We start from the raw sequence: 25,552 nt of genomic DNA, 5'->3' as shown, positions 1-25,552 counted from the left end.
CTAATCCTCCCCTAGCGTAAATTCCGTCTCGCGCCCGCCGGCCTCGTCGCCGAACCGTCCCCGCGCACCTTCGATTTCTTTCTGCAGGGCCCGAAAAATCTTCTTTACGTCCTGCTCGCTGAATACGTAGGCGCTTCTGTTGGAAAGATTTCCTATCAGCCGAATGTCCTTGATTGCTCGGTTAACCCTCGCTTCAGCAAGTTCAATAAATTTTTGGCGTCTGTCGCGCATGCATTCTCACATATTTGATTTCTTGCGCACTAAGTATTCATTTTTTGCATCATTGTCAACATATGCTCGTCAATTCTCGTACATTTCAGAAATGTACGAGAATTATGCTCGCAAGGGCCAGAACCAGGTCGATTTTCACTGTCTGAGTATGGGGCTCAAATTGGGAGATGACCCAATGCAATGCACGACTGGCTGGGGCCAGAGAGCTCTGTGCCGCCACTGAACGACTTCACCTCGGATAATTGGTGTCGGAGACAGACTGTTGAAAGAAGGCCCAGCCTCTAAGAGTGCAAGCCAACAAACGTGCCGTCATGTATTTGTACGTGACGCAACACACTGGCGAATTGTGTCGCTACCTACGCTAAACTTCACAACCCAACGCATTCACCAGCCGCGACCGTGGCCCACGCCTGGAGTGCCAAGGTTGGCACCCCCGTGACTAGCGCAGCTAGTGGTAGTCGGTCACTACAACTTATTGCTTTCTACCACTACTTTCACGTTTTCCCTTCCCCCGGGCCACGCCGGCGCGCATGATGCTGGTATTCGCCAGAGTATCCGCCGATGGGTGGCTTTCAATTTGTTCATCTTGAATCGTGGAGTCGCAAGGCTGACGACAAAGGACGATCCACTTCTTTCATTTTCGATGAAGCCCGTCGCAAACCGATAGCCTCGGTCCATGTTCCCGACCCCAAGCCGCCGACCGTCATATACGGCGTCGGGATCGAGGACGTCCGCCAGATGCACGATGCCGCCGCGGCCGTCGCGATGACGATGATAAAGGGCAGGCCCCGGAAAATCCGGCTCGACCAGAAAACGCTGCATACTGTCGTCGCCTCGCATCCCTACACCGTGGAGGAGGTCCGCTCAAACAAGGCAAAGGCGGCGGAAGTCTGGCACTGGGAACGGCGCACCATCGCGTGGCTGCGCGACCATTATGGCCCAGCGCTCAAATCCGTAATCCGTCATGTCGACGAAAAGCAGTGGCATATCCATGCCTACGTCCTTCCATCTGCCGATCCCGAACTGAGGGCAATGGCCTTCCATCCTGGCACGATGGGCAAGCGCGCCGTGAAGGCAGGCGGGCGTCGTCCCGGAGAAGATGGCAAGGGGCTGAACAAGCGGGCCGACCATGCCTACAAATCCGCCATGCGGGAATGGCAGGACTTGTATCACGAAACGGTCGCCGCGCCCTGCGGTCTGACGCGCCTTGGTCCTGCCCGTCGCCGCCTAACGCGAGAGGAATGGAAAGCCGAACAGGCACAGGCGGCCGCCCTAAAGAACGCCGTCGAGAGGGCGGCGGCCGTGGAGGCCCACGGGCAAGTCTTCATCAATCGCACAAAAGCCGAGGCGGCCGCGATCAAGGCCGACGCCTCGAAAGTCCAGGCAACGGCTGCGCGCCTGCAGGGTGTCGGCGGGGCTATCCGGGCGGTGGTCGATGGCATTCAGGAATCCCATGTCCGCGATCAAATCCGCCGCGAGTTCGCCCGCGACCTCGATGCCGCGACCGCGGCGGCAAAGGCTGCGCGTGCCGATGCCGCCAAAGAACGCGTGGCACGTCATGACAGCGAGCGAACTGCATCGGATGCCCGCCATGCGGTGCGCCAGTCGGCGGCACGGCTGGCCGATGCCAGGCAGGAAATCCGGCGTCTTTCCGACGCATTGGCGGCCGCGCTGGACGAGCCGACACCGAAGCCCGGAGGAATGACGCCATGACGACCACGGGTGAAGAAATCTTCCAGGCGCAGGCCCGTTTGATGTTGAGCGATATCAGCATGCAGCACCTCGATCCCGCGCATGGTGCGGCCGTCGATATTATCCGGTGGTGCCTTGCCGGCCGCAGACGGCCGACACATCACCGTCAGGTTTTCCTAGAACAGGAGAGCCCGGCTCTCCTGGCGTATCTGGAAAAGCTGGCGGTATCGGGAGATGCCGCGGGCTGGCGGACGCTTGAAGAGCGTATCCGTCTGCGGGCGGAAGTTCTCCGGGAGACCGGGCTACAGCCCTGTGCGAGGCCTTGGTACGCCGCGATCTGGCATACCTTGCCGGAACTGGCGACGATCGGTCAGACGATCCTCGATCGGCAGGCGGATAAGGATGCCCTGGCTCTCGAAGTCGCGCCCACTGTTGCCGAGACCAATGGAGGAGCCAGTGGCGGCGACGGGGACAAGGGAAGCTCTGGCAAAGCCGGATCGGCCGGAACGACAGCTAAGCCGCGTCCGATATCTCGTCTCGCCCTGCCTGCCGCTCCCGTCATCCTGACCGATGCCGAGAAAAAGGTGCTCGATCCCGATGACGCCGGGACCGACGAGACTAAAAAGGATGCCACGCCGGAAGGCACGGACGTGACGGATGGCCCTAGCGGGCCGAAAGGTCCAAGAGGCAGGAAATGATCGATCTTCTCGCAGAACCCTTGTTGACAAATCTGGCGTGGCAATGGGTGTCTGCCGTCCTTCCGCCAGACGGCTCGTCGCCGTGGGGACGAACGCTTCAGGTTTTCACCAGCGTCCTGTTCTTTCTGGCCGGTCTCGGCCTCTCGTATGGTGTCGTCTCGGGGATCGTGTCGAGCGCGTACACGGGAAAGGTCCTTGGGGATCGGTGGCATCAAATCTGGACACCGCTTCGGATCGTGCTTGGTCTTGGCCTGCTGTGTCCTATGCCGGCGACCGGGTTTTCGTCGGTGCATTACATCCTTCGTGATGTCGTCGCCCGCGGCGGCATCAACCTGGCCGACTCGGCGTGGAATACTTTTGTCGGCGTCGTCGCGGGCGATGGGGTGCCAATCGTTCCCGTGTCAGAAAACGGATCGACGGTTGCCATGGCGATCCTCCGACATGAAATCTGCGCCGCCGTATACAACAGGGCGGGGTCCATGTGGGGCTGGGAAATCCCGTTGCCTGATGCCTCGGGCAAGGTCGCGGACCTCGGGGTCGCAGGCTATGACAAACAGGTAGTGTGGTCTTATGGATCGACGTGCGGACGGTTTTCGTACACGGTGCCCGACGGTCGCGCAGCTTTCGCGAATGCACGCCGCAAGGCGGTTTCCGCGATGGTGACGGCGTTCCGGGCTGAGGCGATCCGCTACGCGCGGCTCGCGGCGGAGACCTCTGGAATTTCATCGGCAGATGGAATGACGAATGCCGTTTCCGCGAAACTCCTGTCACCGACACTTGTGCAGGACCTCCGAGCGGCTGGGGCGAAATTCGACATCGTAATTGCGGATGCCGCGAAGGCGGAAGCCGCGACAATGGACACGGCCTCGCGGTCAGAGCTTGTTGAAGCCGCGAAAAATCAGGGCTTCCTTGCCGCGGGCATGTACTGGCGCGGACTTGCGCAAATCTCCGAGCTTACGACATCACTCACGAATGAGCGGCTGGACGATACTGCGCCGCGTGTGGACGGCGATTTCGGACAGGCCATTGACCAGGCCTTCTCCGCGCTCGCGCTCCAAGTATTGAGCGAAGCGGAGAGGGTGAACCTAACCGCGAACGACTTTTCCAGCGCGGGCGACGAGTCGGCGGACTTTCTCACGAAACTGCTCGCGCCGGTCGCCCGCTCGATGGCCGAGTGGGCGGCGACGTCTGGCGCGGATGACGAGGCCGATGCGATGTCGGGTCTGATCTCCTCGGGCCATGCAATGATCGCCACAGCGTGGACGGTGATCGGAATCGGTGCGGGTGCCGCCGCGTTTGCTGGTAGCGCGATCACAAAACTATTCGGTGCGGCCGGAGTTGACTGGCTCCTCGACTGGACGAAATGGGTCGTCGGCGCATTGATGATCCTCGGCAGCCTGCGCGCCTATGTCATACCGATGATGCCTTTCGTCTTCATGTTCATGGCAGGGATGGCGACCTTGGCGGCGATCATGGAAGCGATGATTGCCTTACCCCTGTGGTGCATGCGGTGGATGCGCATGGAAAATGGCGGGGATTTTGGGGGCGAGTCCGTCAGGATGGGTCTGCTCCTGACGATAAACATCGCGCTCCGCCCGGTGCTCGCAGTCCTCGCGCTCTGCGCTGCGTATCCTGTCTTCGACGCCACTCTCGGCACCCTCGACAAGCTTTGGCCCACGGCATTTCTCGGCCAGACCGGCGGGCACGTCGTCGGACTGATGGGCTTCATCGTCATGACCGCCATGCACATGTATCTCGTCTGGTTCACCTGCATGAAAGGCTTCGGACAAATCTGGTCGCTTCCGGATCGCGTTCTCGCCTGGACCGGACAACCGGGATCGGGTGGCGAGTCAAGCATGGCGTCGGCTGCCATGGGCGGAATGCTCGCTGTCGCCGGCAGAGGCGGGATGCCAAAGTTGACGAGAGGGATGACCCTGAAGGGAAGGACGCGAAAATGAAGAAACTGATTTTGTGGGTGGCCGGCGGACTGACGCTGGCGACCATATGCGGGCTGGCGGGGCTGGCGCACCTGTCCGCCACGGTCGTCACCCTGACGGTGTTCTGCTCCGTGCCGCCGCTTCTGGTGATAGCCTTGGACAACTGGCCGAAGGCTAGGAGGGGGCGGACATGCAGACGGGCACCACCCTTGTCCTCTCAGCGTCGCTGTGGGCTGGATCGGCTGCGGCAGAAAGCGTGATGCTGCCCGTCACCGATGTCTCGGCGAATGCCGGACAAGACCAGCGGCTGTGGTCCTATTACACGGCAGCCGGCTGGTCGCAGTCGGTGGAAGTTATGCAGTCTTGGATGCGGGTGCGTCGCGACAGCCGCCGGGGATATGACCCGCTCGACCTGTGGGGCGTGCCGAGATCGGGCACCTACACCGTGAGCATCCGGTACACGCGCGCCGATGTGCCGTCGTCTGCAGCGACGGCCTGAGGTTCCGATGACGCCAGACGATTTTGACACCGATTTCCCGATAGGGCGTCGGCAGCCGTCACGTACGTTACCAGACGCGAAGCCTCGTCCTCTGACGGACCCTGCCGACCATGCCCCGGCGCAACCGATGCCATAACTGACAGGAATCTGGATTTTCTTCCCCGTTGTATCGATACCAGCGATCCCGATCCGGCAGGTGTCAGACATCCGTCAACGTCCACAAACGCATTGTACGGGCTTCCCTGCGCCTCGATTCCTGCCGTTGCGGGTCGAAATGGATGGATATGCCTGGTTATCCTCGTTTCATGCGGCCTCTGCCAGTTCGGCGGCATCCGCGACGACGGCCACCGACGCTGCTGCTGTCCGCCTCTTCGCTCGTGATGACTTCGATTCCAGGAATTCGACATGAAGACGAAGCGCTTGGCGGAGATCGGATCGGGTCCCTTTCGGCAGCGTGTCGAAACCGGCTGCGGTTTCAAGGGCAACGATCTCCATGGCGATGTCGGCGAATGTCCGCCCTCCGAGTAGACGCCGCGCTCGGCCGACACAGGCCTTGACGTTGCGGGCCGATGCCCGCCTACGTCCACCACGGGAGAGCCAGTCAAGGAAACGGCCTTCGATAGCGGGGAAGGAACGTCCATGGTGTCGGGCCAGAATGACTTCGCCGATCGCCTTGGCAACGGGCGCTGGAACCGCGTTGGCAATCATCTGGAGTACGTCGCGCTGCGTGCTCGCAATCCACCGCCAGTCTGCTGAAAAGCCTTGTATCCGCGATGCCTGTTCTCTCGTGAGGGCGGCTGTTGAGGCGGCAGGTGTCGGGTCATCGGGATGTGGAGCGCTCAGGTACTTGGGACCAGGCCGCTCCCACGACGTTCTTGTCACGGTCGGAAACGGCTCGTCGATCGAACGGACGCCACGACCACCCCGCACCGGGCGTGAGTACACGAAGCCGTTTTCGATAAGAGCTGCATCGGCGACATGTGGTCTGAAGGTTTCGGGGATCGGGTTTATAGATCGCTCCCGGATCGTCGGCGCTGGTTCATTTGTGGACCAGACAGAGCGGCGTGCTTCCGACGTCGCGGGGAAATACATAGCGCTCGGCACGGTAGCACCGAACAAATCCCTCAGTGTCATCGGCTGCGGAGATGCCGCACCTGCGATTGCTGATTGGAGGAATCCGTCTCGCTCGCCTAAGCGTCCGATGCAGAAAAATCGCCGCCTGGACTGCGGAACGCGATAAAAACTGGCCGTGACCTTGGACTCTGACAGTCCGTAGCCGGCCCGCTTCAGCATCGCGCGGGCTTCCGCCCAAGCTTCCGATTTTTCTGCTTGGAGGACGTTTTCCATCAGGAACCATTCGGGGCGTGCAGTCGTCACGGTGATGGCAAAGGCAATCGTCATGCTGGCATTCTCGCCCTCTTCGCGGCGGCCGGCCAGACTGTAATCCTGACACGGGGGACCGCCACAGATCAGGTCCGGTGCAAGTCGGGAAATTTCTGGAACAATGGAAAGAAGATTCTTGAGGTCCGCGACTTCGGCATGTGGGCCGATGTTATGGCGGTAGTTTTCCACCGCCACTGGCCAGGCATCATATGCCTTGACGATCGTGAATCCTGCATCGATCAGACCGCGGGACATGCCGCCCGCACCGCAAAACAACTCAACTGCCCGCACTGAAACACCAGCCTCAAAATGTCACGTACTTGTACGTGACGGAAATGGCATGCCAGGGGTTACAAAAGTGCGAATAGACGACCTGCCATTTCAGCGCGCGCTTTTACGGTGCTCTATCGAGCGGATCAATTCCCAAGCGCGGCCAAGGTGAATTTGGACTTGGATGAGTTCTCTGGAAACTGCGTACCCGTCGGCGGTCCCGAGATCATCGAAACCGTCCGCAGCAGCATAGATATCGTCCCGAAGCTGACGGTATTTGTCGAAATTTAGTGGAAACTTTTCCGTGGGGATGTCTGAAAATCGCGTCATGGGTTCCTCGATCATGACGTCACAGCTTCCATGCTTTCATGCCACAGTCGGTGGATATGCGATGCCCAGGAATAGACCATCTTTTCCGTGCTGGTGGAGGCAGCGCCTTTCGAGGCCTCAACAATTGCCGCGACCGCCAATGCGACCGTGAAATCTGTCAGGCCGCTTTCTTTGATTGCAGCCGCAGCCTTATCGCAGTCTTTCTGAGCGGCGATCGCATATCCTTGGGGCTGATACCAAGGTTCGCCCGTCTCGATTTCGTCGCGGGCCATTGACAGATGGACGATGACCATCATGTCCGAGAGCTGCAGGAAGCTTACTTTCATGCGTTTGTCCTCCCAAGTATCACCGTGCCCTGCGATGCGATCTCCCCATTGAGAGAATGCCAGGCCTCAAGGAATTCGATGAAATCATCGCCATTCCCGGACACCACCTCGACAGTTTCGCCATCGTTCATCTGGACGAGAGTTGGCCCTTGGTCCGAAATCTTTATTCCGAAGCTTGTCCCGGCCAGAAGTGTTTCAAGCTTCTGGAGCTTTTCCTGCCTGCTCATGCGCGCGTTCCTTCACTTTTCGTATTCTCGCCTTCATGCGCGTCTGTGGTCAGGATCGTCAGGATGTCGCCCATGACCCCATCAATCCGGGTCTTCGGCATGCCGATCCGCGACAACTCGCCCCGAAGGGAGTTCATTCCGAGGATGACATCGACGACGCCCATCAAGCCGGCAATGTGTGTTGCTTGGTCGTCATCGAGTTGTGGTGTCAAATCTTTAGTCATGCCTGTTTTCCTTCAGGTTTGATGGTGTTCTGGACGAGGCGGTGATCACGTCACGGATCGTCGTTTCACGCAGGGCAACGTGGATTTTCAGTGCCGCAAGAGTTCCGGCAGGTAGGTCCACCGTCAGCCGTTCGGTACGGCTTCGCCGCTCCCGCGGAAGCGAGTTATTCATTGTTTCCATTGTCATTTCAGGGTTCCTGTGAGAACGTGTCTTTGTGCGCCCTCACATCCAAAGTGTTGGAGCGATTGAACGGCAGCACAAGCGAAAAATTATCGGCTGATGACGATTTTCTGGTCAGCCGTAAACTCGCCACTCCCGCCGCGCCCAGTTCCTTGCGAAGTGTTCGCATTTTGCCATGCCTTCAAAGACATCATCGCAAATGCCGTTTGCGATCACGCGTCCGTTGAGCCGGACGAACCAGCACACGGTTTCTGCAAGTTTGGGAAGTTCTCCAGTATACAGCTTATATCGGCCGCCCAGGATCGACATTGTGCACGCTGCCCAATCCTCACTTTCTGAAATCTTCCAGCGCTTTGGTATGGTCATATCTGTATGCTCCTCACTCTATACAAAGTTGTATTAATTTCCTCGTCGGGCGGTCGGCGCTCGTCTGCCTCACACCGTTGAACCTCATATAGGAAGATGACGGATCGAAATCAACATATTGATTTTGTTATATAAATTTCAAGAACTCGATCTTTCGATTTTACCTGGCGAGTTCTTGAATTTATCACCTGACGAGGTCTTGAATTTCGACATCGAGTTCTTGAATTTAATCTTTGGTTGTAGTGCGCAGAGCGCGCCATATCTGTAGGACGGCTACGGTCAACGGAAAGACGACCAGAGAAGAAGGCTTCTCGTCTCGACAAGCTGAGGCGCTTTGATGCTGGCGCTGTAGAGGGCCGAAAACGTCAGAAGGGCGATGGGGAGGGTGAGAATTCGCAGGAGAACCATGTCAGTTCCTTTCGGTGTGGGGATGTGGGTTTTCAGATATGCGCAAGGCGTCGGAATGCGCGGATACCGTCACGCTGGATTTCCCGCGTCATTTCGGCTGCGGCACCGGGCAGACGTGACCGACGGACCAGACGTCGAGCGGAGGTGCCCTTGTCCTGCTTGTAAATCGAGGCGAGGTAGCAGACGAGGCGACCGCTGGGATCACGATCGTTAACTTCTTCAATGAGGAGATTGAACGACAGCCCGTGAATGACTGTGATGGTGATCGCCATTGCGAGCCCTCAATTTAATTGTTTTCATTGAGGTATTTATACCATTTTCCGGAACCAGAGCCCAGGACCCTACGCGGAAAGGTTGAGTTGTGCCGGAGACGTTGTTAACGGGATTGTCTGGATTTTAATGATCTTCCTGACCTTCGGTTGTTCCCTGTTCGATGCGCCGCAGGCCGCTTTGAACCCGCGCGTAGCGCGGCCTAGATGACGTTCCCCGTCCCGATACCTCAATCACGCCAGCGCTCGCGACGGCGATCACCCGCAGGGCCGAAACGAAGAGGAGGACGGTACCGCCGTTGACAGAGTGAGAACGGCGGTAGGCTTGCCGCTGAGGGTGGGGAAACGGTTTCGGAAGACCTTGTGGGTCATCCGAAGGCAAAACGATGCTGTACGTGCTTCCCTGCCAGTGCGCCTGCGTATTTGCGCTTCTTGCCTACCTGTTGGTGTCACAGTGCAGTCGGACGTCGCTGATGAACGCCTCGAAAGTGATGAGGTGCGGACGGACGGTTTCCGGATATGAATCATGTAGGCCGGCAGGGACAACCAATCTTACCCCTGCCTCGGTCATTTCGTGAAACTGGCTCTGGGACACACCTTCCTGAAGCGTCAGCAAATGCTTTGTCTGGATGCGGTCGGCTTCGTTGATGATCTGACGCCACCGATCCTTACACGTCGTTTTCGCGGCAAGCATCCGCAGCCTACTCGCGGGAAAAGCACGGTCTTCATATGCCTCGACGTTCGGAAAAAGGAAATCAGGCCGCTTGTTACCTTCAATAATTGGGTTGTGGGCGAAGTTCGAACCGGGCAATAGCCCGTCTTCCTCGAAGATCGCCCCGACATGATACTCAAGCGACTTGCCAGCCCTCGATTTTCGGCTTTGCAGAATGGTGTTGGCAAGGCCAAGAAATCCGTCGATCGTATGGAAGCCCTCGCTGATCTTGGGCATCCATGTCGCCTGTTCGACACTTTTGAAAATCTCGAATTCGCATCCGCGGCGTCGCAGAAGGCGGACATCGGCATTCGTCCCCGTCGCCGGCCTGAGCGATATCGTCTTCCGGATTATCTCGCGGCCTGTCGGAAACGTCACCAGCCATTCCGGAGGCATTTCGGCCGGGCCCAACCAGCAGGATGTCCGCGCTGCAGGCGAGAATGTGAACAGGTCCGCCTGCGGCTCCGATATTCCTGGACGCCATATGACAGGAATCTTGGGCTCGACGGGGCCGAGACGTTCCTCGATCAGGTCGGCCTGGGTGCCGTCATCACACAGCCAGACATGGCACGATGCCTCGGCAGCCTCTGTCTCGGGCGCGAAAGCGAAAACAGCCAGCGCGCCGGTACTGTCTGCATCAAGAAGTGCGGAGTGACCACCGCCGAAGTTCGTTAGTCTGGTCTCGTTCCGCGTCTTTCCATGAAGCTTGTTATTGTACCAGACCGCCCTGATAGTCCGCAGATCGGGATGAGAGTCGACATAGAGCTCGAAGCGGGCATCCGGGTTCAACTCGTCAGGGCGATTGAGGCTGGGGATGATTTCGAAGAGGAAATCCTTCGGGATGTAGGGGCCGGCCTGATGCGAACCGTTCGCCAGCGTGTCGTTGCCCGACAGGCGCTTGGCGTACCAGATGAAACCCGGTCGACCGAACTCGTCCATCCAGTCTGTCAGGTCACCGACTGCCATCCGTCACTCCCTCTATTGTCGCGGAATCCTTGCCTGATTCGAGCCAGTCCGCCACCCCGTCGATAACTTCGACGATCGGCAACCTCGCCCTACCCTTCAGGGCGCATTCCCATACCGTCAGGTGACGCCATCCCAAGTCGTGAAGTTTTCGCCTCACCTCGATATCCCGTTCGCGGTTGCGCCCGATCTTCTCCGTCCAGAAATCCACCCGTGTGGACGGCAACCTGAACAGGTGGCAGGCGTGTCCATGCCAGAAGCAGCCGTCCACGAACACGACGGCTCGTAGCCGCGGGAATACCAAATCGGGCTTGCCCGGCAGCCGCTTGTCGTGGAGACGATAGCGCCATCCCCTCGCGAACAACGCCTTGCGGATCAGGATTTCCGGTTTCGTATCCTTTCCCCGGATGCCCGACATCATCAGGCTGCGCTTGTCAGGAGTGACGATATCAGCCATCAGGCCCGCTTTCTGACGACCTCTTCGCGGGCATCGAGAATGTAGGGTTTCATGAGCTGCGCAACGGCCTCCACGGCGGGAACAGCGACGGAGTTACCGAACTGGCGGTATGCCTGCGTGTCCGACACGGGGATTATGAAGTCGCTTTGTCCCGGAAGATCAAAGCCCATGAGCCGCGCGCACTCCCGTGGCGTTAGCCGGCGCGGGTTCCGCCCGTCGCCACGGGAAATCAGGATTTCCGATCCGTCCTTGTGGTAGCGGGCCGACAGGGTACGGGCGACGCCTTCCGGGCCGAACAGACCGAAACCAAAGCCGTTGCCCTTAGCCTTGTGCTTTTCGGCGTAGGCCTGGAGGTAGGCCCACAGCTTGTCGCTCAATGTGTACTTGTCTGACACCCGGCCGATATTGCCATCCGTGAACGGCTTCTCCGGGGCTTCCTCTCCGTTCTCCGGATGCAGGATGGTCTTGAGGGTCGGCCCCTTCATAACGTCGGGTACAACAAGGTCCTCGAAATCGAAACCGCATTCGTCCCTAAAGCCGACAATGAAAATACGTTCGCGGTGTTGCGGCAAAAAGGACTTGGCATCCAGTATCCTGCACTGGATCGTATAGCCAAGTTCGTTTTCCAGCACGTTCCGGATAACCTTGAAGGTCTGCCCCTTGTCGTGGTTGACCAGGTTCTTCACGTTTTCGAGCAGGAACGCCTTGGGACGATGGTACGCGAGGATGCGTTGGATGTCGAAGAACAGCGTTCCCTGCGTCTCGCAGGCGAAGCCGTGGGGCCGGTTCAAGGCGTTCTTCTTGGAGACGCCTGCGATCGAGAACGGCTGACAGGGGAAACCAGCCAAAAGAACATCGTGAGGCGGGATGTCTTCCTCGCGCAGCTTCGTGATGTCCGGAAAGATGTTGTGGTCATCCTCCGGGTAATTTGCCCGATACGTTTCCTGCGAATGTTTGTCGCGCTCGCAGGTAAAAATGCACTTTCCCCCTATGGCATCGAAACCACGACGAAGCCCGCCGATCCCCGCGAACAGATCAATGAAAGTAAAGGAATGTTCGGAGGCAGGCTCGGCGCACCGCTCGTTTCGAACGGTTTCCAGGGAGTCCATGACTATCTTGCGGGGAATGTTCTTCCCCGATTCCCAGCGGTAGACCTGACGTTCGGTATAGCCCAGTCGTTCGGCCGTTTCGGGGATACCCAGCCCGGTTTTCTGACGAAGGGCGGAAAAATCACTCATGAATCACCTCGGCATTCTCTGGGAATCTTTCTGACATTACGGCAGGAAGCTATCCATAGAACATAACAAGAACAAAAAGATGTCAACTTGATTTTTTACGGGAGTGCTTCTGGGGGCTCCTAACCAGTTTCGGCGGCGGGTCGAGCTGCAAGCTGGAACGACCGACTACCCGTCGCATATCGTCGCCAAATTGCGTCAGGGGTCGGTACAGTGCACTTCCATTGACGTTCACCGCGTGACTTTCAGTACCCTCGGCAAGGAGGCGGCCCATGATGGATCGGTGAGTTTCGTCAGGCATGTAGATGGCGGAAAATCCCATACGTTTGTACAAAGACATTCTACTGATCGTCCAGAATTCCTTAGCCTGATTAAAGAATCCAAACCCAATGCCTTCGATTGAATTTGCCGAATAAAGGAGTCTTTCGCGGGCAGCTTCGCTTTTGACCGATATCACTAGATTTGTAGGTGCACAGGGAATGAGGATGTCTCCGAACGCCTTCAATGCGGACATCTTTCCTTCGTTCATGATTATGTGGCCTGGCATCTTCCATAGCGGCCATCTCGCCTTGTCCAGTGACATCATGGGTATCCCTGCAGCTGTCAGAACCTCGCTACACAGAAATTCCATGATCGAACCGCCAATGCCTTTAGGCGACCTACGAGGCGAATATTTCCAGGGCGGTGTGCCGGCGCGAGGATGTTGAATCAGAAACGCCTCATGGACGTTGGCGGAAGTTATTTTCTCCCCAAGGGTAAGCTCGCATAAATGGACAACCGCACGTGCAGTCGGTGCGATTTCAATCTGCGTGAAAAGGCAAGGGCAGCTATCAAGCAGCCGCTTGAGCAGGGCTTTGGTGACTGGCGGACTTAACGGTTCCGCGGAAGTCCATGTCCCTGGTGCGCGAAAGTTTGCATTCAGAAAGGCCGCTACAGTGGCTTGGTCGGACAATTTGATATTGAGGTCGTGATGACCAACGACCGATGCCCAGTCAGGCGAAATGCTACTGACTGACATCGGACAAAAAGGATGAAGGCAATTCATGGTTCACTCCAGCAATCACCGATCCCTAAGGGCCAGAGCTTGCACGAGCCAGACGTGTGGTAGTGAACCAGGAGAAATGTCGGGGGCGGAGCATTCGAAGGTGTGGACCTCAGGCGTGTAAGTCTCTGATTTTACACGATCCATTCTTGGAGGATTCTTGATCGAGCAGACCGGCGCAGAGGCCTTCCCGACGAACTTCTCGTAAGCCGTTTTCATCGTCTTGATGAGCGTCCTGGCCTGTCCTTTAGGAACAATGAACGAGTCGTGGATCGGCAGGCACGGGACTCCCTTCTGAACCGTCATGGTACGTAGGACGTACTCGGCCATCTGACTGTCCAGGTTCTGGAGTTTCAAGCCGATACCCGAATGGAAATACTCTGCGACCTGGGGGTGGCGGTTCTTCATCGCGCCGATCAATTTACCCGCTAGTTTCGGGTCCAGTCCTTTTTCCGTCAGATACTCTGCAACCGCACCTTTGGCCGCGAGGTAGGTCTTCGCGTTGACGATGATGAAGAACGCCCTCTTCGCGACCTTGCGCTCGAAGCCGTCGATGACGTACGCGTCACCGACGAGTTTTTTCTTCGCCCAGACATAGATGATCCGGGCGTGCAACTGGTCGTAGTCGACCTCAAGCGTCTCGCTTCTGTCGATAAGGATATGGCGGCGATCGTCTCCCGGCATGTTCTGCCAGAACCCCCCATAATACCTCCCTCCGAGCGTCCAGCCGCCGTTCCAGACGCGGTGCATTGCCGTGGAGGCAGGAGATACGATGTAGTCGTCGATGCGCAGCCACTGGCCCTCGTTCACGATGCCTTCGCGGTCGATCGTGAACTCCGTTCTCGACAGGACGCCATTGACCTTATCGAGCATGTACCGCCTGTCACGAGTTTCGACCGTATCCTTGTAGGCGATCAGGTCACCGTCCTTGTTCTTTAGGATCAGACACTCGCCCCGCCGCTTGTGAAGCTTCGGTATTTCGAAGGCGGCAAGCATCGGGTTGGGAAAATACGAGGACTGGACACCGCGCTTTCCGGGTGGGCGTCTGTCGTGTTCGATGAGAATTCCCTTCTCGACGAGTTTGTCGATAGCTTTCGTGACCGTATCACAACGAAAACCTGGTCCGGAGTAACGGACACGCTGCGCCCAGTATCCGGCACGTCGGGAATAGGAGATACGGCGGCCGGGATAGAGGTGAGCCGAGACGATGGCATCCGCCGTGATCGCCTCAAGGACTTCCTGACCGGCGGGCGTGTCCATTTGCGGAAGGTCCATGACCGCAGTCAGTTCCTCCGAAGGCATACGCCACGAAAGACCGAGAGGACGATGCCTTGCGGGGTCCTTGCGCCACTCTCCGTCGTTGGAGAATTCGGGTACGACGAAAGGCTGGCAATCGAAATGTGTGCCGATGGTGGTTTTAGGGCGACTGGTTTTGCCAGCCGTTTTGTGGGTTGTGGTATCGTCGGAGGTGCTGACGCTCTTGTCGGTGAAGAGCTTGTCAACAATTTTGAACCTGGTGGTTGGGGGTGACGTCGACTTGGCTGGGGTATGTCCCAGCCCCGCGCTCAACGTTCACAAATGGGGGTCTTTACAACAATCGCGCCGTTGGCAATCATGAACCTGTCCTTGAAAAAACACCACTGAGGGTTCCCGCCCTGTGACGTGGTGTTTTTTTATGCTCATGCGCTGCGATGCACAGGTCAAGCGCCGAAAATACGTTCCGCATACGAAACGATTTGCACGTATCGTACTTGATGCCTTCCCCCCACCCCGCCGCGGGCGGTGCCGCGGCCCTCTCCCGGGGAAGGGCCTCACGCCCCTCGCGGGGCGACTTGGGTTCATCCCCGTCGCGCAAGGCAATGATGCCTACTCTCGACGATGAAGTGTTGACAACCCCACAAGCCACCCCCACATTGACGGCCGCAAGATGTCGTAACTCATTGTATGTCATTATTTTTTTGAAGCGGCTGTCGAAATCCAGGTTCCCCAGCCAATTCTGTTTTTCTCAACCAATTCATTTGCGTAGTCATCAACGACGGCATGTTTTCCGGCCGTTTCCGCTCCTGCACCCCGATGTCGGCACGCGGTCGTTCGTTGATGCCTGCTCAGACCGAAGATGCGACGCTCACCCGGACTGTTCGCCACAACGTCCGAACACGGCCATTGCAATCCTCCCTGACCCTGCGCTCGTACCTTGCGGTGTCTCAACGTCATTTTCCACCGACCTCTGCAATGTAAGACGATAGGGCTGCTCCCTCCCCTCCCCGTTTATAAGATTTTTATATTCGCGGCCGCGGCCTCGTCTCGATCGTTTATGCGCTCCGAGCGCATATTGAGGCTCGGAAGATCGCAAGATCGTTTCCAACGTCACGAAGAACGCGGATCAGTCTCATCTGCCGCGCCGCCTTCAAATCCGAAACAAAACAGGAGTGATGATCGATGATCGACGTCGTTCTGCTCGGCATCACGATCTTATTCTTCGTGCTCTGCGTCGCCTACACCAAAGCCTGCGACGGGCTCTAGCCGGAGAAACAAGCGATGACTCTCGACTACATTATCAGCGGTGGAGTGACCGTGTTCCTTACCTTCTACCTCACCTATGCCCTCATCCGCCCCGAGCGATTCTGATCCCTCCAAGCGCCGGGTATTGAAAGTTAATCACGATGACCCTCAACGGATGGCTTCAGATCCTGCTTTACTGCGGGATCGTTCTTGCGCTCGTCAAACCGCTCGGCGGCTACATGACGCGTGTCTTCAACGGCGAGCGCACAGTTTTGTCACCGGTCCTCGTTCCGATCGAACGAGGACTTTATGCGATTTCAGGCACCAGCGAGCGGGAGGAACAGCATTGGACGGCCTATGCCATCGCCATGCTGCTTTTCAACCTTCTCGGCGTACTGGTGCTCTATGGACTGATGCGACTGCAGGCCGGGCTTCCCTATAATCCGGCCGGCATGGCTGCAGTCGGCCCCGAGCTTTCCTTCAACACGGCCGTCAGCTTCGTGACCAACACCAACTGGCAGAACTACGGCGGCGAAAGTACCATGTCGTACCTGACCCAGATGGCGGGTCTGACCGTACAGAACTTCGTTTCGGCGGCAACCGGCATCGCCATCGCGATGGCGTTCATCCGTGCCTTCGCACGCGCCTCCGGCAAGGCGGTCGGCAATTTCTGGGTCGACATGACCCGTGCCACCTTCTACGTGCTGCTGCCGCTCTGCATCATCCTCACGCTCGCCTACGTCTATCTCGGCGTTCCACAGACGCTCGGCCCCTATATCGACGCGACGACGCTCGAGGGCGCCAAGCAGACGATTGCGGTCGGTCCCGTCGCCTCGCAGCTTGCTATCAAGATGCTCGGCACCAACGGCGGCGGCTTCTTCAACGCCAACTCCACCCATCCCTTCGAAAATCCCGATGCGATTTCCAACCTTATCCAGATGGTGACGATCTTTGCGATAGGCGGGGCACTCACCAACGTCTTCGGCCGCATGGTCGGCAACCAGCGTCAGGGCTGGGCGATCCTCGCCAGCATGTTCGTGCTGTTCCTGGCGGGTGTTGCTGTCACCTATTGGGCTGAAGCCGCCGGCAATCCGCTGATGCATGCCTTCGGCCTGCAGGGCGGCAACATGGAAGGCAAAGAGGTCCGCTTCGGTATGACGCTGTCTTCCCTCTTCGCGGTCATCACGACGGCTGCCTCCTGCGGCGCGGTCAATGCCATGCATGGCAGCTTCACGGCGCTTGGCGGCCTCGTTCCGCTGATCAACATGCAGCTCGGCGAGGTAATCGTTGGCGGCGTCGGCGCTGGCTTCTACGGCATCCTGCTGTTCGTCATCATCGCCATCTTCGTGGCCGGTCTCATGGTCGGCCGCACGCCGGAATATCTCGGCAAGAAGATCGAGGCAAAGGAAATGAAGATGGCCGTGCTCGCCATTCTCTGCCTGCCGCTCGCAATGCTGGTCTTTACGGCCATCGCCAGCGTGCTGCCATCGGCGGTCGCTTCGGTCGGAACGACGGGGCCGCACGGCTTCTCGGAGATCCTCTACGCCTACTCGTCTGCCGCGGCAAATAACGGCTCGGCTTTCGGCGGACTGACCGGCAACACGCGCTGGTTCAACGTCACGCTCGGCATCGCCATGCTTGCCGGACGCTTCCTGGTGATCATTCCTGCCCTTGCGATTGCAGGCTCGCTTGTCGCCAAGAAGACGGTTCCGGCTTCGACCGGTACCTTCCCGACGGATGGGCCGCTGTTCGTCGGCCTGCTCACGGGCACGATCGTCATCGTCGGCGGATTGACTTTCTTCCCGGCGCTGGCCCTCGGTCCCGTCATCGAGCACCTCGTCATGATCTCGGGCCAGACCTTCTGAGGAATGATGATGATGATCAGGCATTTCAAGCGCCACAAGCTCCCTGCCCGCTCCTGTTTTCCGGGGCGGGCAGCGGCCAGGTCAATGCGCGCCTCCGACGTCATCCTCGTGATGCTGGCCGCCCTGCTGGTGGCCATCGCCGCCTGCAAACTGATTTCGGGCTGACCGGTCTTCCGGTCGCCAAATCCTCGTCTCAAACGCTGGAGTTCTCTTATGAGCCAGGCAAAATCCGTGAGCATCCTAGATGCCCGCATCCTCATTCCGGCCGTCGGCGACGCTTTCAAGAAGCTGAACCCGCGGGCGCTTGCCAAGAACCCCGTGATGTTCGTCGTCGCCACTGTTTCTGCGCTGACGACAGTCCTCTTCATCCGAGACGTCATCACCGGCGGCGGCGATCTCGCCTTCTCTTTCCAAATCAACCTCTGGCTCTGGTTCACCGTGCTGTTTGCCAATTTTGCCGAAGCGGTGGCCGAGGGCCGCGGCAAGGCGCAGGCCGACTCGCTGCGTAAGGCGCGCACCGAGACGCAGGCAAAGTTACTCACCGCCAACAACGGCAGCGGCTATCGTATGGTGCCCGGCACCAGCCTGAAGGTAGGCGATCTTGTGCTCGTCGAAGCCGGCGACATCATCCCGTCGGACGGCGAAGTGATCGAAGGCGTCGCCTCCGTCAACGAGGCCGCCATAACAGGCGAGTCCGCTCCGGTCATTCGCGAATCCGGCGGCGACCGCTCGGCAGTCACGGGCGGCACGCAGGTGCTCTCCGACTGGATCCGCGTTCGCATCACGGCCGCCGCCGGTTCGACCTTCATCGACCGGATGATCGCGCTTGTCGAAGGGGCAGAACGGCAGAAAACGCCCAACGAGATCGCGCTCAACATTCTGCTGGCCGGGATGACGCTAATCTTCGTGCTGGCGACAGCGACGATCCCGAGCTTTGCCGCCTATGCCGGCGGCTCGATCCCGATCATCGTGCTCGTGGCTCTGTTCGTGACGCTGATCCCCACGACGATCGGCGCCCTTCTGTCGGCGATCGGCATCGCCGGCATGGACCGTCTCGTGCGCTTCAACGTGCTCGCCATGTCCGGCCGTGCCGTCGAGGCTGCAGGCGACGTCGATACGCTGCTTCTCGACAAGACGGGTACGATCACGCTCGGCAACCGCCAGGCGACCGCCTTCCACCCTGTGCGCGGCGTCGCGGAACGGGAACTCGCCGATGCCGCCCAGCTTGCGTCGCTTGCCGACGAAACGCCTGAAGGCCGCTCCATCGTCGTGCTCGCCAAGGAAAGGTATGCGCTGCGCGGCCGCGACATGAGCGGCCTGAAGGCAACGTTCGTCCCGTTCACCGCGCAGACCCGAATGAGCGGCGTCGACGTGGAGGGTTCGTCGATCCGCAAGGGTGCGGTCGATGCCGTGCTTGCCTACGTCGACGGCGGTCCAATGCTGTCTGCCGGAAACGCCAACGTGGCCTTGCGCTCAAACACCGAAACCGTGCGTGAGCTTCAGGCCAGCGCCGACGAAATCGCCAAGGGTGGCGGCACACCGCTCGCCGTCGCCCGCGACGGCCGCCTGCTCGGCGTCATCCAGCTCAAGGATATCGTCAAGGGCGGCATCCGCGAACGCTTCGCCGAATTGCGGCGCATGGGCATCCGCACCGTAATGATCACAGGCGACAACCCGATGACGGCAGCTGCCATCGCCGCCGAAGCAGGCGTCGACGATTTCCTGGCGCAGGCAACGCCGGAGAACAAGCTGTCGCTGATCCGCGAGGAGCAGGCCAAGGGCAAGCTCGTCGCCATGTGCGGCGACGGCACCAACGATGCACCGGCGCTTGCGCAGGCCGATGTCGGCGTCGCCATGAACACCGGAACGGTCGCTGCCCGCGAAGCGGGCAACATGGTCGACCTCGACAGCGACCCGACGAAGCTCATAGAGATCGTCGAGATCGGCAAGCAGCTGCTGATGACCCGCGGCGCGCTGACGACGTTTTCGATCGCCAACGACGTCGCCAAGTACTTCGCCATCATCCCGGCGATGTTCCTGACCTTCTATCCGCAGCTCAAGGCGCTCAACGTCATGGGTCTCTCGACGCCGCAAAGCGCGATCCTGTCGGCGATCATCTTCAACGCGCTGATCATCATCGCCCTCATTCCGCTGTCGCTGAAGGGCGTTCGCTACCGCCCGATCGGCGCCGGCGCGCTGCTCTCCCGCAACCTGCTGATTTACGGCGTCGGCGGGATCGTCGTTCCGTTCATCGCCATCAAGGCGATCGACATGCTGATCACCACGATCGGCCTCGCCTAAGGAGTAATGTTCATGTTGAAGCAACTACGCCCCGCGATCGTCATGATCGTCGCAACCACGGCCATCACCGGCCTTCTCTATCCGCTCGGCATGACGGGGGTGGCGCAGGCCATCTTCCCCGCCAAGGCCAACGGCAGCCTGATCGAAAAGGACGGCAAGGTCATCGGTTCGACGCTGATCGGACAGGCTTTCACCAGCGACGTCTACTTCCATGGCCGCCCTTCAGCTGCCGGAGACGGCTACAATGCCGCAAGCTCGAGCGGCTCCAACCTCGGGCCGACCAGCCAGAAGCTGATCGACCGGGTGAAGGCCGACTACGAGGCAGCAACGGCAACCAACCCTGGCGCCGATGTGCCCGCAGATCTCGTGACCGCCTCCGGCAGCGGGCTCGATCCACACATCTCGCCCGCAGCCGCCTACTTCCAGGTACCGCGCGTCGCCAGGGCGCGCGGCGTGGACGAGACCAAGGTGAAGGAGCTTGTCGATGGTGCGGTGGTGGGGCGCGAACTCGGCTTCCTTGGCGAACCCGTCGTCAATGTTCTGGCGTTGAACCAAAGCCTCGATGCTTCTATGACACAATGACTTGGCGATTGGATATCCTTTACACTCTCCCTCATCCCTGTGCTTGTCACAGGGATGAGGGAGGTGGGAGAGACGTCATGAATGCATCCTAGGAAAGACCGCACCGCATGCCCGACGACAACCGCGACCAGGCCGGCAGGCCCTCGCCCGATGCGCTTCTCGAGAAGGCCCGGGCCGAGACGCGCGGGCGTCTGAAAATATTCCTGGGCGCAGCCCCTGGCGTCGGCAAGACTTACGAAATGCTGGGGTCCGGCCATGCGAAGATCGTCGATGGCGTCGATGTCGTGGTCGGGGTCGTCGAAACCCACGGACGCAAGGAAACGCAGGCGCTGCTTGACGGCTTCGAGATTATCCCGCGGGTCCGGGTGGACTACAAGGGCCGACTGCTGGAGGAAATGGACCTCGACGCCATCCTTGCCCGCAAGCCGGGACTGGTTCTCGTCGACGAGCTTGCCCACACCAATGCCGAGGGCAGCCGTCACCCGAAACGCTATCTCGACGTCAAGGAGCTGCTGGATCGCGGCATCGACGTCTATTCGACGTTGAACATCCAGCATGTCGAAAGCCTGAACGACGTCGTGTCGCAGATCACCCGGATCCGCGTGCGAGAGACGGTACCGGATTCGGTCATCGACATGGCCGACGACGTCGAGATCATCGATCTCACGCCCGACGACCTCATCAAGCGGCTGCATGACGGCAAGGTCTATGTTTCGAAAACGGCCGAAAAAGCACTGACCAACTACTTCACCCCCGGCAACCTGACGGCGCTGCGCGAACTGGCACTCCGCAGGACAGCCCAGCGCGTCGACGACCAGCTGCTCACCCATATGCAGGCTCACGCGATCTCTGGGCCATGGGCGGCGGGAGAGCGTGTCCTGGTGTCGGTCGACCACCATCCGAGCTCCGCTTCGCTGGTACGCTACGCCGCGCGCATGGCCTCCCGGTTGCGGGCGCCGTGGGTCGCGGTCAACGTCGAAACCAACCGCTCGATCAATCTGACGGAGGCGCAACGCGACACGATCGCGGCAACGCTGCGTCTTGCCGAGCAACTGGGCGGCGAAGCGATCACGGTTCCGGGACGCGAGACTTCCGAAGAACTCATGCGCTATGCGGCGGCGAACAACGTCACCCACATCGTAATCGGCGCACCGAGGCAGCCCGCGTGGCGCGAATGGTTCCAGCCCTCGACCGCCAACCTGTTGATCCGCAAGGCGGGCGATATCAGCGTCCACGTCATATCGGGCCACGACCAGCGGGAGACCTCCCGGCGCGGCGTGAAAGCGGCGGTACCGGCCACACCGGCGCTCGATGTCCGGGCCTATCTGCTCGCAACCGCCTATGTGGCCATTGCGCTTCCCGTGGGAATCGTGCTCGATCAGGTGCTTGACGTGCGCAACCTCGCCCTCGTTTTCCTTATGGCGGTTCTCACCTCCGCCGTTCTGCACGGACTGCGCCCGGCGCTCTATTCCTGTATCCTCGGCGCGTTCTCGTTCAACTTTTTCTTCCTGCCGCCGCGCTACACGCTGACCATCAGCGATCCGGAAAGCGTTCTCGCGCTGTTTTTCTTTCTTGGCGTCGCGATCATCGCCAGCAATCTGACGGCAACAGTCCAGCGGCAGGCAGCCGCTGCCCGGCAACGGGCACGCACGACGGAAGACCTCTACCTCTTTTCGAAGAAGCTTGCCGGCACCGGCACGCTCGACGACGTCCTCTGGGCAACGGCATTTCAGCTTGCCTCGATGCTAAAGGTTCGTGTCGTGCTGCTGCTGCCCGAGGATGGAACAATTGCTGTCAAGGCCGGCTATCCGCCGGACGATACGCTCGACGATGCCGATATCGCCGCTGCCCGCTGGGCGTGGGAGCACAATCATGCGGCAGGTCGCGGCGCCGACACCCTGCCCGGCGCCAAGCGCCTCTATGTGCCGCTGCGCACCGGCCGAACGGCGGTCGGCGTCATCGGCCTCGACAACGACCGCCGCGACGGCCCGCTGCTGACGCCCGAGCAGCAGCGCCTGCTCGACGCGCTGGCCGATCAGGCTGCGCTCGCCATCGAACGCATCCAGCTCGTTGCAGCCATGGACCATGCAAAGCTTGCCGCAGAGGCCGACCGGTTGCGCTCCGCCCTGCTGACCTCGATCTCGCACGACTTGAAGACGCCTCTTGCCGCCGTCCTCGGGGCATCCACGACATTGCGCGATTACTTCGCCCCGATGTCGGAAGAGGACCGCACGGACCTGCTCTCTACCATCGTGGACGAATCCGAGCGCCTCAATCGCTTCATCGCCAACCTTCTCGATATGACGAGGATCGAATCCGGTGCGATGGTGCCGAATTACGCGCTGCACGACATCGGCGACGTCGTCGGCACCGCGCTGCGACGCGGCGCGAAGATCCTCGGAGGGCATCGGATCAATGTGCGGATCCCCGAAAATTTGCCCGCTGTCCGCGTCGATCCTGTCCTCTTCGAGCAGGTACTCTTCAACTTGCTCGACAATGCGGCGAAATATGCTCCAGAGGGCTCCGCCATCGACATCACGGGCTGGACCGGGACCGACACCATTGTCGTGCAGGTTGCCGACACTGGCCCGGGCATTCCGCCTGGCGATCTCGATCGCGTGTTCGACACATTTTATCGGGTGCGCAAAGGCGATCAGGTGCGGGCAGGCACCGGCCTCGGCCTGTCCATCTGCCGCGGGTTCATCGAGGCCATGGGCGGGTCGATCACGGCCGACAACCGGGCGGACGGCACTGGAGCCGTCTTCACCATACGCCTGCCCAAATCCAATGACATTCTCAAGCTGGATGAGCTCAAATGACCGGTTCGCCCGTAAAGATTCTCGTCGTCGACGACGAGCCGCCTATCCGCAAACTGCTTCGCGTCGGCCTGACGGCGCAGGGATATGAAGTGCATGAGGCGGCCGACGCCGCAGCCGCCCGCCATGCCGCGCAGGACGTGCCGCCCGACCTCATCGTCCTCGATCTCGGCCTGCCGGACCAGCCCGGCCATGACCTCCTGCGGGAATGGCGCGAGCAGGGGCTTGCGACTCCCGTCGTCATTCTGTCGAGTCGCACCGACGAGGCCGGTATCGTCAAGGCGCTCGAAACGGGCGCCGACGACTACGTGACCAAGCCGTTCGGCATCAACGAACTCGGCGCCCGTATTCGGGTGGCGCTGCGCCATCGGCTGCAGCAGCAGGGAGAAAGGGCGGTCTTCCGCACGGGCGGCCTGTCGATCGACCTCGTCAAGCGCATCGTCAAGGTCGACGATCACGAGATCAAGCTGTCGCCGAAGGAGTACGACATCCTCAGGGTACTTGCACAGCACTCTGGCAAGGTGTTGACGCACCAGTTCATGCTCAAGCAGATCTGGGGACCGGCGGCCGACGTGCAGTATCTGCGCGTCTACGTGCGCCAGCTCCGCCAGAAAATCGAAGCGAGCCCAGATCAACCCCAGTACATCACCACCGAGACCGGCGTCGGCTATCGGCTGAGGGAGGCCGATCCGAGTATGTAGGCAACGAAAATGCTTCACGCAGAGGCTGAGGAAGGGTACAGCGGTTCTCGGTTGACGCACATGAACTGGACGCCCCATGACCGATACTGTTACCGATCGTTTCCTTCGCTATGTCGTTATCGACACACAATCGGATGCACAGTCACCGACGCAGCCTTCGACCGAAAAGCAGAAGAACCTTGGTCGCCTTCTGGTCGATGAACTGCTGGCGATCGGCCTTTCGGATGCGCATCTTAACGAGCATGGCTACATCTATGCGACGATTCCATCGAACACCGACAAGCCGGTGCCGGTCATCTGCTTCTGCTCGCACATGGATACGGCGCCTGACTTCAGCGGGACGAACGTCAAGCCACAGATCGTGCGGAACTACGGCGGCGGCGATATCCAGCTTGTCGGCGATCCGCAGCAAATCATCCGGGTCGGCGATCATCCCGCGCTCAGGGATCAGATCGGCAACGACCTCATCACCACGGATGGCACGACACTGCTCGGCGCCGACGACAAGGCCGGTATTGCCGAGATCATGACGGCGGCGCAATTCCTTGTCGCCAATCCCGAGATCAAGCACGGGACGATCAAGATCCTGTTCACACCGGACGAGGAAATCGGCCGCGGTGTCGATAAGGTCGATCTGGCCAGGCTGGGAGCGCAGTTCGCCTACACCATGGACGGCTCGACTGCCGGTCACATAGAGGACGAGACGTTCTCGGCCGATGGCGTGGAGATCAGCATCCAGGGCGTCGCCATCCATCCGGGCTTTGCCATCGGCAAGATGGAAAACGCCGTCAAGATCGCCGGCGCGATCATCGACCGGCTGCCCAGGGATGTCGCTCCCGAGACCACATCAGGCAAGGAAGGTTTCGTGCATCCCACCGGCGTGACCGGGTCGATGGAAAAGGCAGCGATCAGCCTGATCGTCCGCGACTTCAGCGATGAGGGCCTCGCTGCCAAGGAAGCAATGCTCGAGGCGATCGTCGAAGAGGTCATGGCCGGCTATCCCGGCTCGTTCTACACGTTCGAGGTCACGCAGCAGTATCGAAACATGAAGGTCGTGCTCGACCGACATCCCGAGATTGTCGATCATGCCGTCGAGGCTATACGGCGCGCCGGCATGGAGCCGGTGCGCGGCAGCATTCGCGGCGGCACCGACGGATCGCGACTGTCGTTCATGGGCCTGCCCTGCCCCAACATCTTCGCAGGCGGCCACGCCTTCCACTCGCCGCTCGAATGGGTCAGCCGGCAGGACATGGAAAGGGCGGTCAAGACGGTCGTCGAACTGGCAAGGGTCTGGGAAGAGCGCGCCTGAGTGAGCGATATCCGCCGGAACCTTCG

General features: G+C 59.8%; 27 protein-coding genes. 12 read left to right on the top strand and 15 right to left on the bottom strand.

All coding sequences use genetic code 11. The annotated features are described in order from the left end of the window. On the bottom strand, positions 1-231 hold the full coding sequence (locus AC1D2R_RS07360) for a hypothetical protein (RefSeq protein WP_192372605.1): 231 nt from the start codon (positions 229-231) through the stop codon (positions 1-3). Positions 232-969: 738 nt separating this feature from the next. Between AC1D2R_RS07360 and AC1D2R_RS07355 the strand changes: the two genes are divergently transcribed. From AC1D2R_RS07355 to AC1D2R_RS07340, 4 genes are all read left to right on the top strand, one after another. After that, positions 970-1,944, top strand: coding sequence for a plasmid recombination protein (locus AC1D2R_RS07355; protein WP_477966275.1), 975 nt, complete (start codon positions 970-972; stop codon positions 1,942-1,944). After that, on the top strand, positions 1,941-2,621 hold the full coding sequence (locus tag AC1D2R_RS07350; RefSeq protein ID WP_477966273.1) for a hypothetical protein: 681 nt from the start codon (positions 1,941-1,943) through the stop codon (positions 2,619-2,621). The genes AC1D2R_RS07355 and AC1D2R_RS07350 overlap by 4 nt, the downstream gene beginning before the upstream one ends. Beyond that, positions 2,618-4,579, top strand: coding sequence for a DotA/TraY family protein (locus AC1D2R_RS07345; RefSeq protein WP_477966271.1), 1,962 nt, complete (start codon positions 2,618-2,620; stop codon positions 4,577-4,579). The genes AC1D2R_RS07350 and AC1D2R_RS07345 overlap by 4 nt, the downstream gene beginning before the upstream one ends. Positions 4,580-4,748: 169 nt before the next feature. Continuing rightward, positions 4,749-5,057: a hypothetical protein gene (locus AC1D2R_RS07340; RefSeq protein WP_477966269.1), complete on the top strand. Its 309-nt coding sequence runs from the start codon at positions 4,749-4,751 to the stop codon at positions 5,055-5,057. A 303-nt stretch (positions 5,058-5,360) separates the two neighbouring features. Here AC1D2R_RS07340 and AC1D2R_RS07335 read toward each other — a convergent pair whose 3' ends face one another. The 14 genes from AC1D2R_RS07335 to AC1D2R_RS07270 form a co-directional block, all read right to left on the bottom strand. Next, positions 5,361-6,695, bottom strand: coding sequence for a DNA cytosine methyltransferase (locus AC1D2R_RS07335; protein ID WP_477966267.1), 1,335 nt, complete (start codon positions 6,693-6,695; stop codon positions 5,361-5,363). A gap of 126 nt (positions 6,696-6,821) precedes the next feature. Beyond that, positions 6,822-7,055 (bottom strand): hypothetical protein, encoded by a 234-nt coding sequence (locus AC1D2R_RS07330; RefSeq protein ID WP_477966265.1) that lies wholly within the window; start codon positions 7,053-7,055, stop codon positions 6,822-6,824. Continuing rightward, positions 7,052-7,366, bottom strand: a complete 315-nt coding sequence (locus AC1D2R_RS07325; protein ID WP_477966263.1) for a hypothetical protein — start codon at positions 7,364-7,366, stop codon at positions 7,052-7,054. Before AC1D2R_RS07325 ends, AC1D2R_RS07330 begins: the two co-directional genes overlap by 4 nt. Further along, positions 7,363-7,593, bottom strand: coding sequence for a hypothetical protein (locus AC1D2R_RS07320; protein WP_477966261.1), 231 nt, complete (start codon positions 7,591-7,593; stop codon positions 7,363-7,365). The genes AC1D2R_RS07325 and AC1D2R_RS07320 overlap by 4 nt, the downstream gene beginning before the upstream one ends. After that, a complete protein-coding gene (locus AC1D2R_RS07315) occupies positions 7,590-7,817 on the bottom strand; it encodes a hypothetical protein (RefSeq protein ID WP_477966259.1) in 228 nt (75 codons plus the stop codon). The genes AC1D2R_RS07320 and AC1D2R_RS07315 overlap by 4 nt, the downstream gene beginning before the upstream one ends. Then, entirely contained in the window at positions 7,810-8,004 is a 195-nt protein-coding gene (locus AC1D2R_RS07310; RefSeq protein ID WP_477966258.1) for a hypothetical protein, read from the bottom strand. Before AC1D2R_RS07310 ends, AC1D2R_RS07315 begins: the two co-directional genes overlap by 8 nt. Positions 8,005-8,112: 108 nt before the next feature. Further along, positions 8,113-8,364, bottom strand: a complete 252-nt coding sequence (locus tag AC1D2R_RS07305) for a hypothetical protein (protein WP_477966256.1) — start codon at positions 8,362-8,364, stop codon at positions 8,113-8,115. Between the two features lie 279 nt (positions 8,365-8,643). Further along, a complete protein-coding gene (locus AC1D2R_RS07300; RefSeq protein ID WP_477966254.1) occupies positions 8,644-8,772 on the bottom strand; it encodes a hypothetical protein in 129 nt (42 codons plus the stop codon). Between the two features lie 32 nt (positions 8,773-8,804). Then, positions 8,805-9,044, bottom strand: a complete 240-nt coding sequence (locus AC1D2R_RS07295; RefSeq protein WP_477966252.1) for a hypothetical protein — start codon at positions 9,042-9,044, stop codon at positions 8,805-8,807. A gap of 433 nt (positions 9,045-9,477) precedes the next feature. Then, positions 9,478-10,719: a type II restriction endonuclease gene (locus AC1D2R_RS07290; protein ID WP_477966250.1), complete on the bottom strand. Its 1,242-nt coding sequence runs from the start codon at positions 10,717-10,719 to the stop codon at positions 9,478-9,480. Beyond that, entirely contained in the window at positions 10,706-11,173 is a 468-nt protein-coding gene (locus tag AC1D2R_RS07285; RefSeq protein WP_477966248.1) for a very short patch repair endonuclease, read from the bottom strand. Before AC1D2R_RS07285 ends, AC1D2R_RS07290 begins: the two co-directional genes overlap by 14 nt. Then, the gene (gene dcm / locus AC1D2R_RS07280; protein ID WP_477966246.1) at positions 11,173-12,411 is read right to left on the bottom strand and encodes a DNA (cytosine-5-)-methyltransferase; all 1,239 of its coding nucleotides are present in this window, start codon (positions 12,409-12,411) and stop codon (positions 11,173-11,175) included. Before dcm ends, AC1D2R_RS07285 begins: the two co-directional genes overlap by 1 nt. Positions 12,412-12,493: 82 nt before the next feature. Further along, the gene (locus AC1D2R_RS07275) at positions 12,494-13,453 is read right to left on the bottom strand and encodes a hypothetical protein (protein ID WP_477966244.1); all 960 of its coding nucleotides are present in this window, start codon (positions 13,451-13,453) and stop codon (positions 12,494-12,496) included. A 15-nt stretch (positions 13,454-13,468) separates the two neighbouring features. After that, entirely contained in the window at positions 13,469-14,725 is a 1,257-nt protein-coding gene (locus AC1D2R_RS07270) for a hypothetical protein (protein WP_477966242.1), read from the bottom strand. Positions 14,726-15,988: 1,263 nt separating this feature from the next. On the opposite strand from AC1D2R_RS07270, the gene kdpF reads away from it, so the two are divergent. The 8 genes from kdpF to pepT all read left to right on the top strand — a co-directional run bounded on the left by kdpF (position 15,989) and on the right by pepT (position 25,526). After that, entirely contained in the window at positions 15,989-16,078 is a 90-nt protein-coding gene (gene kdpF / locus AC1D2R_RS07265) for a K(+)-transporting ATPase subunit F (RefSeq protein WP_477966240.1), read from the top strand. A 35-nt stretch (positions 16,079-16,113) separates the two neighbouring features. Further along, the gene (gene kdpA / locus AC1D2R_RS07260; protein WP_477966238.1) at positions 16,114-17,817 is read left to right on the top strand and encodes a potassium-transporting ATPase subunit KdpA; all 1,704 of its coding nucleotides are present in this window, start codon (positions 16,114-16,116) and stop codon (positions 17,815-17,817) included. A 9-nt stretch (positions 17,818-17,826) separates the two neighbouring features. Further along, on the top strand, positions 17,827-17,982 hold the full coding sequence (locus tag AC1D2R_RS07255; protein ID WP_477966236.1) for a hypothetical protein: 156 nt from the start codon (positions 17,827-17,829) through the stop codon (positions 17,980-17,982). Positions 17,983-18,030: 48 nt separating this feature from the next. Continuing rightward, positions 18,031-20,118, top strand: coding sequence for a potassium-transporting ATPase subunit KdpB (kdpB, locus tag AC1D2R_RS07250; protein ID WP_477966234.1), 2,088 nt, complete (start codon positions 18,031-18,033; stop codon positions 20,116-20,118). Positions 20,119-20,130: 12 nt separating this feature from the next. Continuing rightward, positions 20,131-20,700, top strand: coding sequence for a potassium-transporting ATPase subunit KdpC (gene kdpC / locus AC1D2R_RS07245; RefSeq protein ID WP_477966232.1), 570 nt, complete (start codon positions 20,131-20,133; stop codon positions 20,698-20,700). Between the two features lie 107 nt (positions 20,701-20,807). Continuing rightward, a complete protein-coding gene (locus AC1D2R_RS07240; protein WP_477966230.1) occupies positions 20,808-23,519 on the top strand; it encodes a DUF4118 domain-containing protein in 2,712 nt (903 codons plus the stop codon). After that, positions 23,516-24,217, top strand: a complete 702-nt coding sequence (locus tag AC1D2R_RS07235) for a response regulator (RefSeq protein WP_477966228.1) — start codon at positions 23,516-23,518, stop codon at positions 24,215-24,217. The genes AC1D2R_RS07240 and AC1D2R_RS07235 overlap by 4 nt, the downstream gene beginning before the upstream one ends. Positions 24,218-24,293: 76 nt before the next feature. Then, a complete protein-coding gene (gene pepT, locus AC1D2R_RS07230) occupies positions 24,294-25,526 on the top strand; it encodes a peptidase T (protein ID WP_477966221.1) in 1,233 nt (410 codons plus the stop codon). Positions 25,527-25,552 lie beyond the last annotated feature (26 nt).

The sequence above is a fragment of the Rhizobium sp. P1_C7 genome, assembly GCF_056406295.1.
Note: the sequence above shows the minus strand (reverse complement) of the source record. Positions and strands in the feature narration are given on the sequence as shown.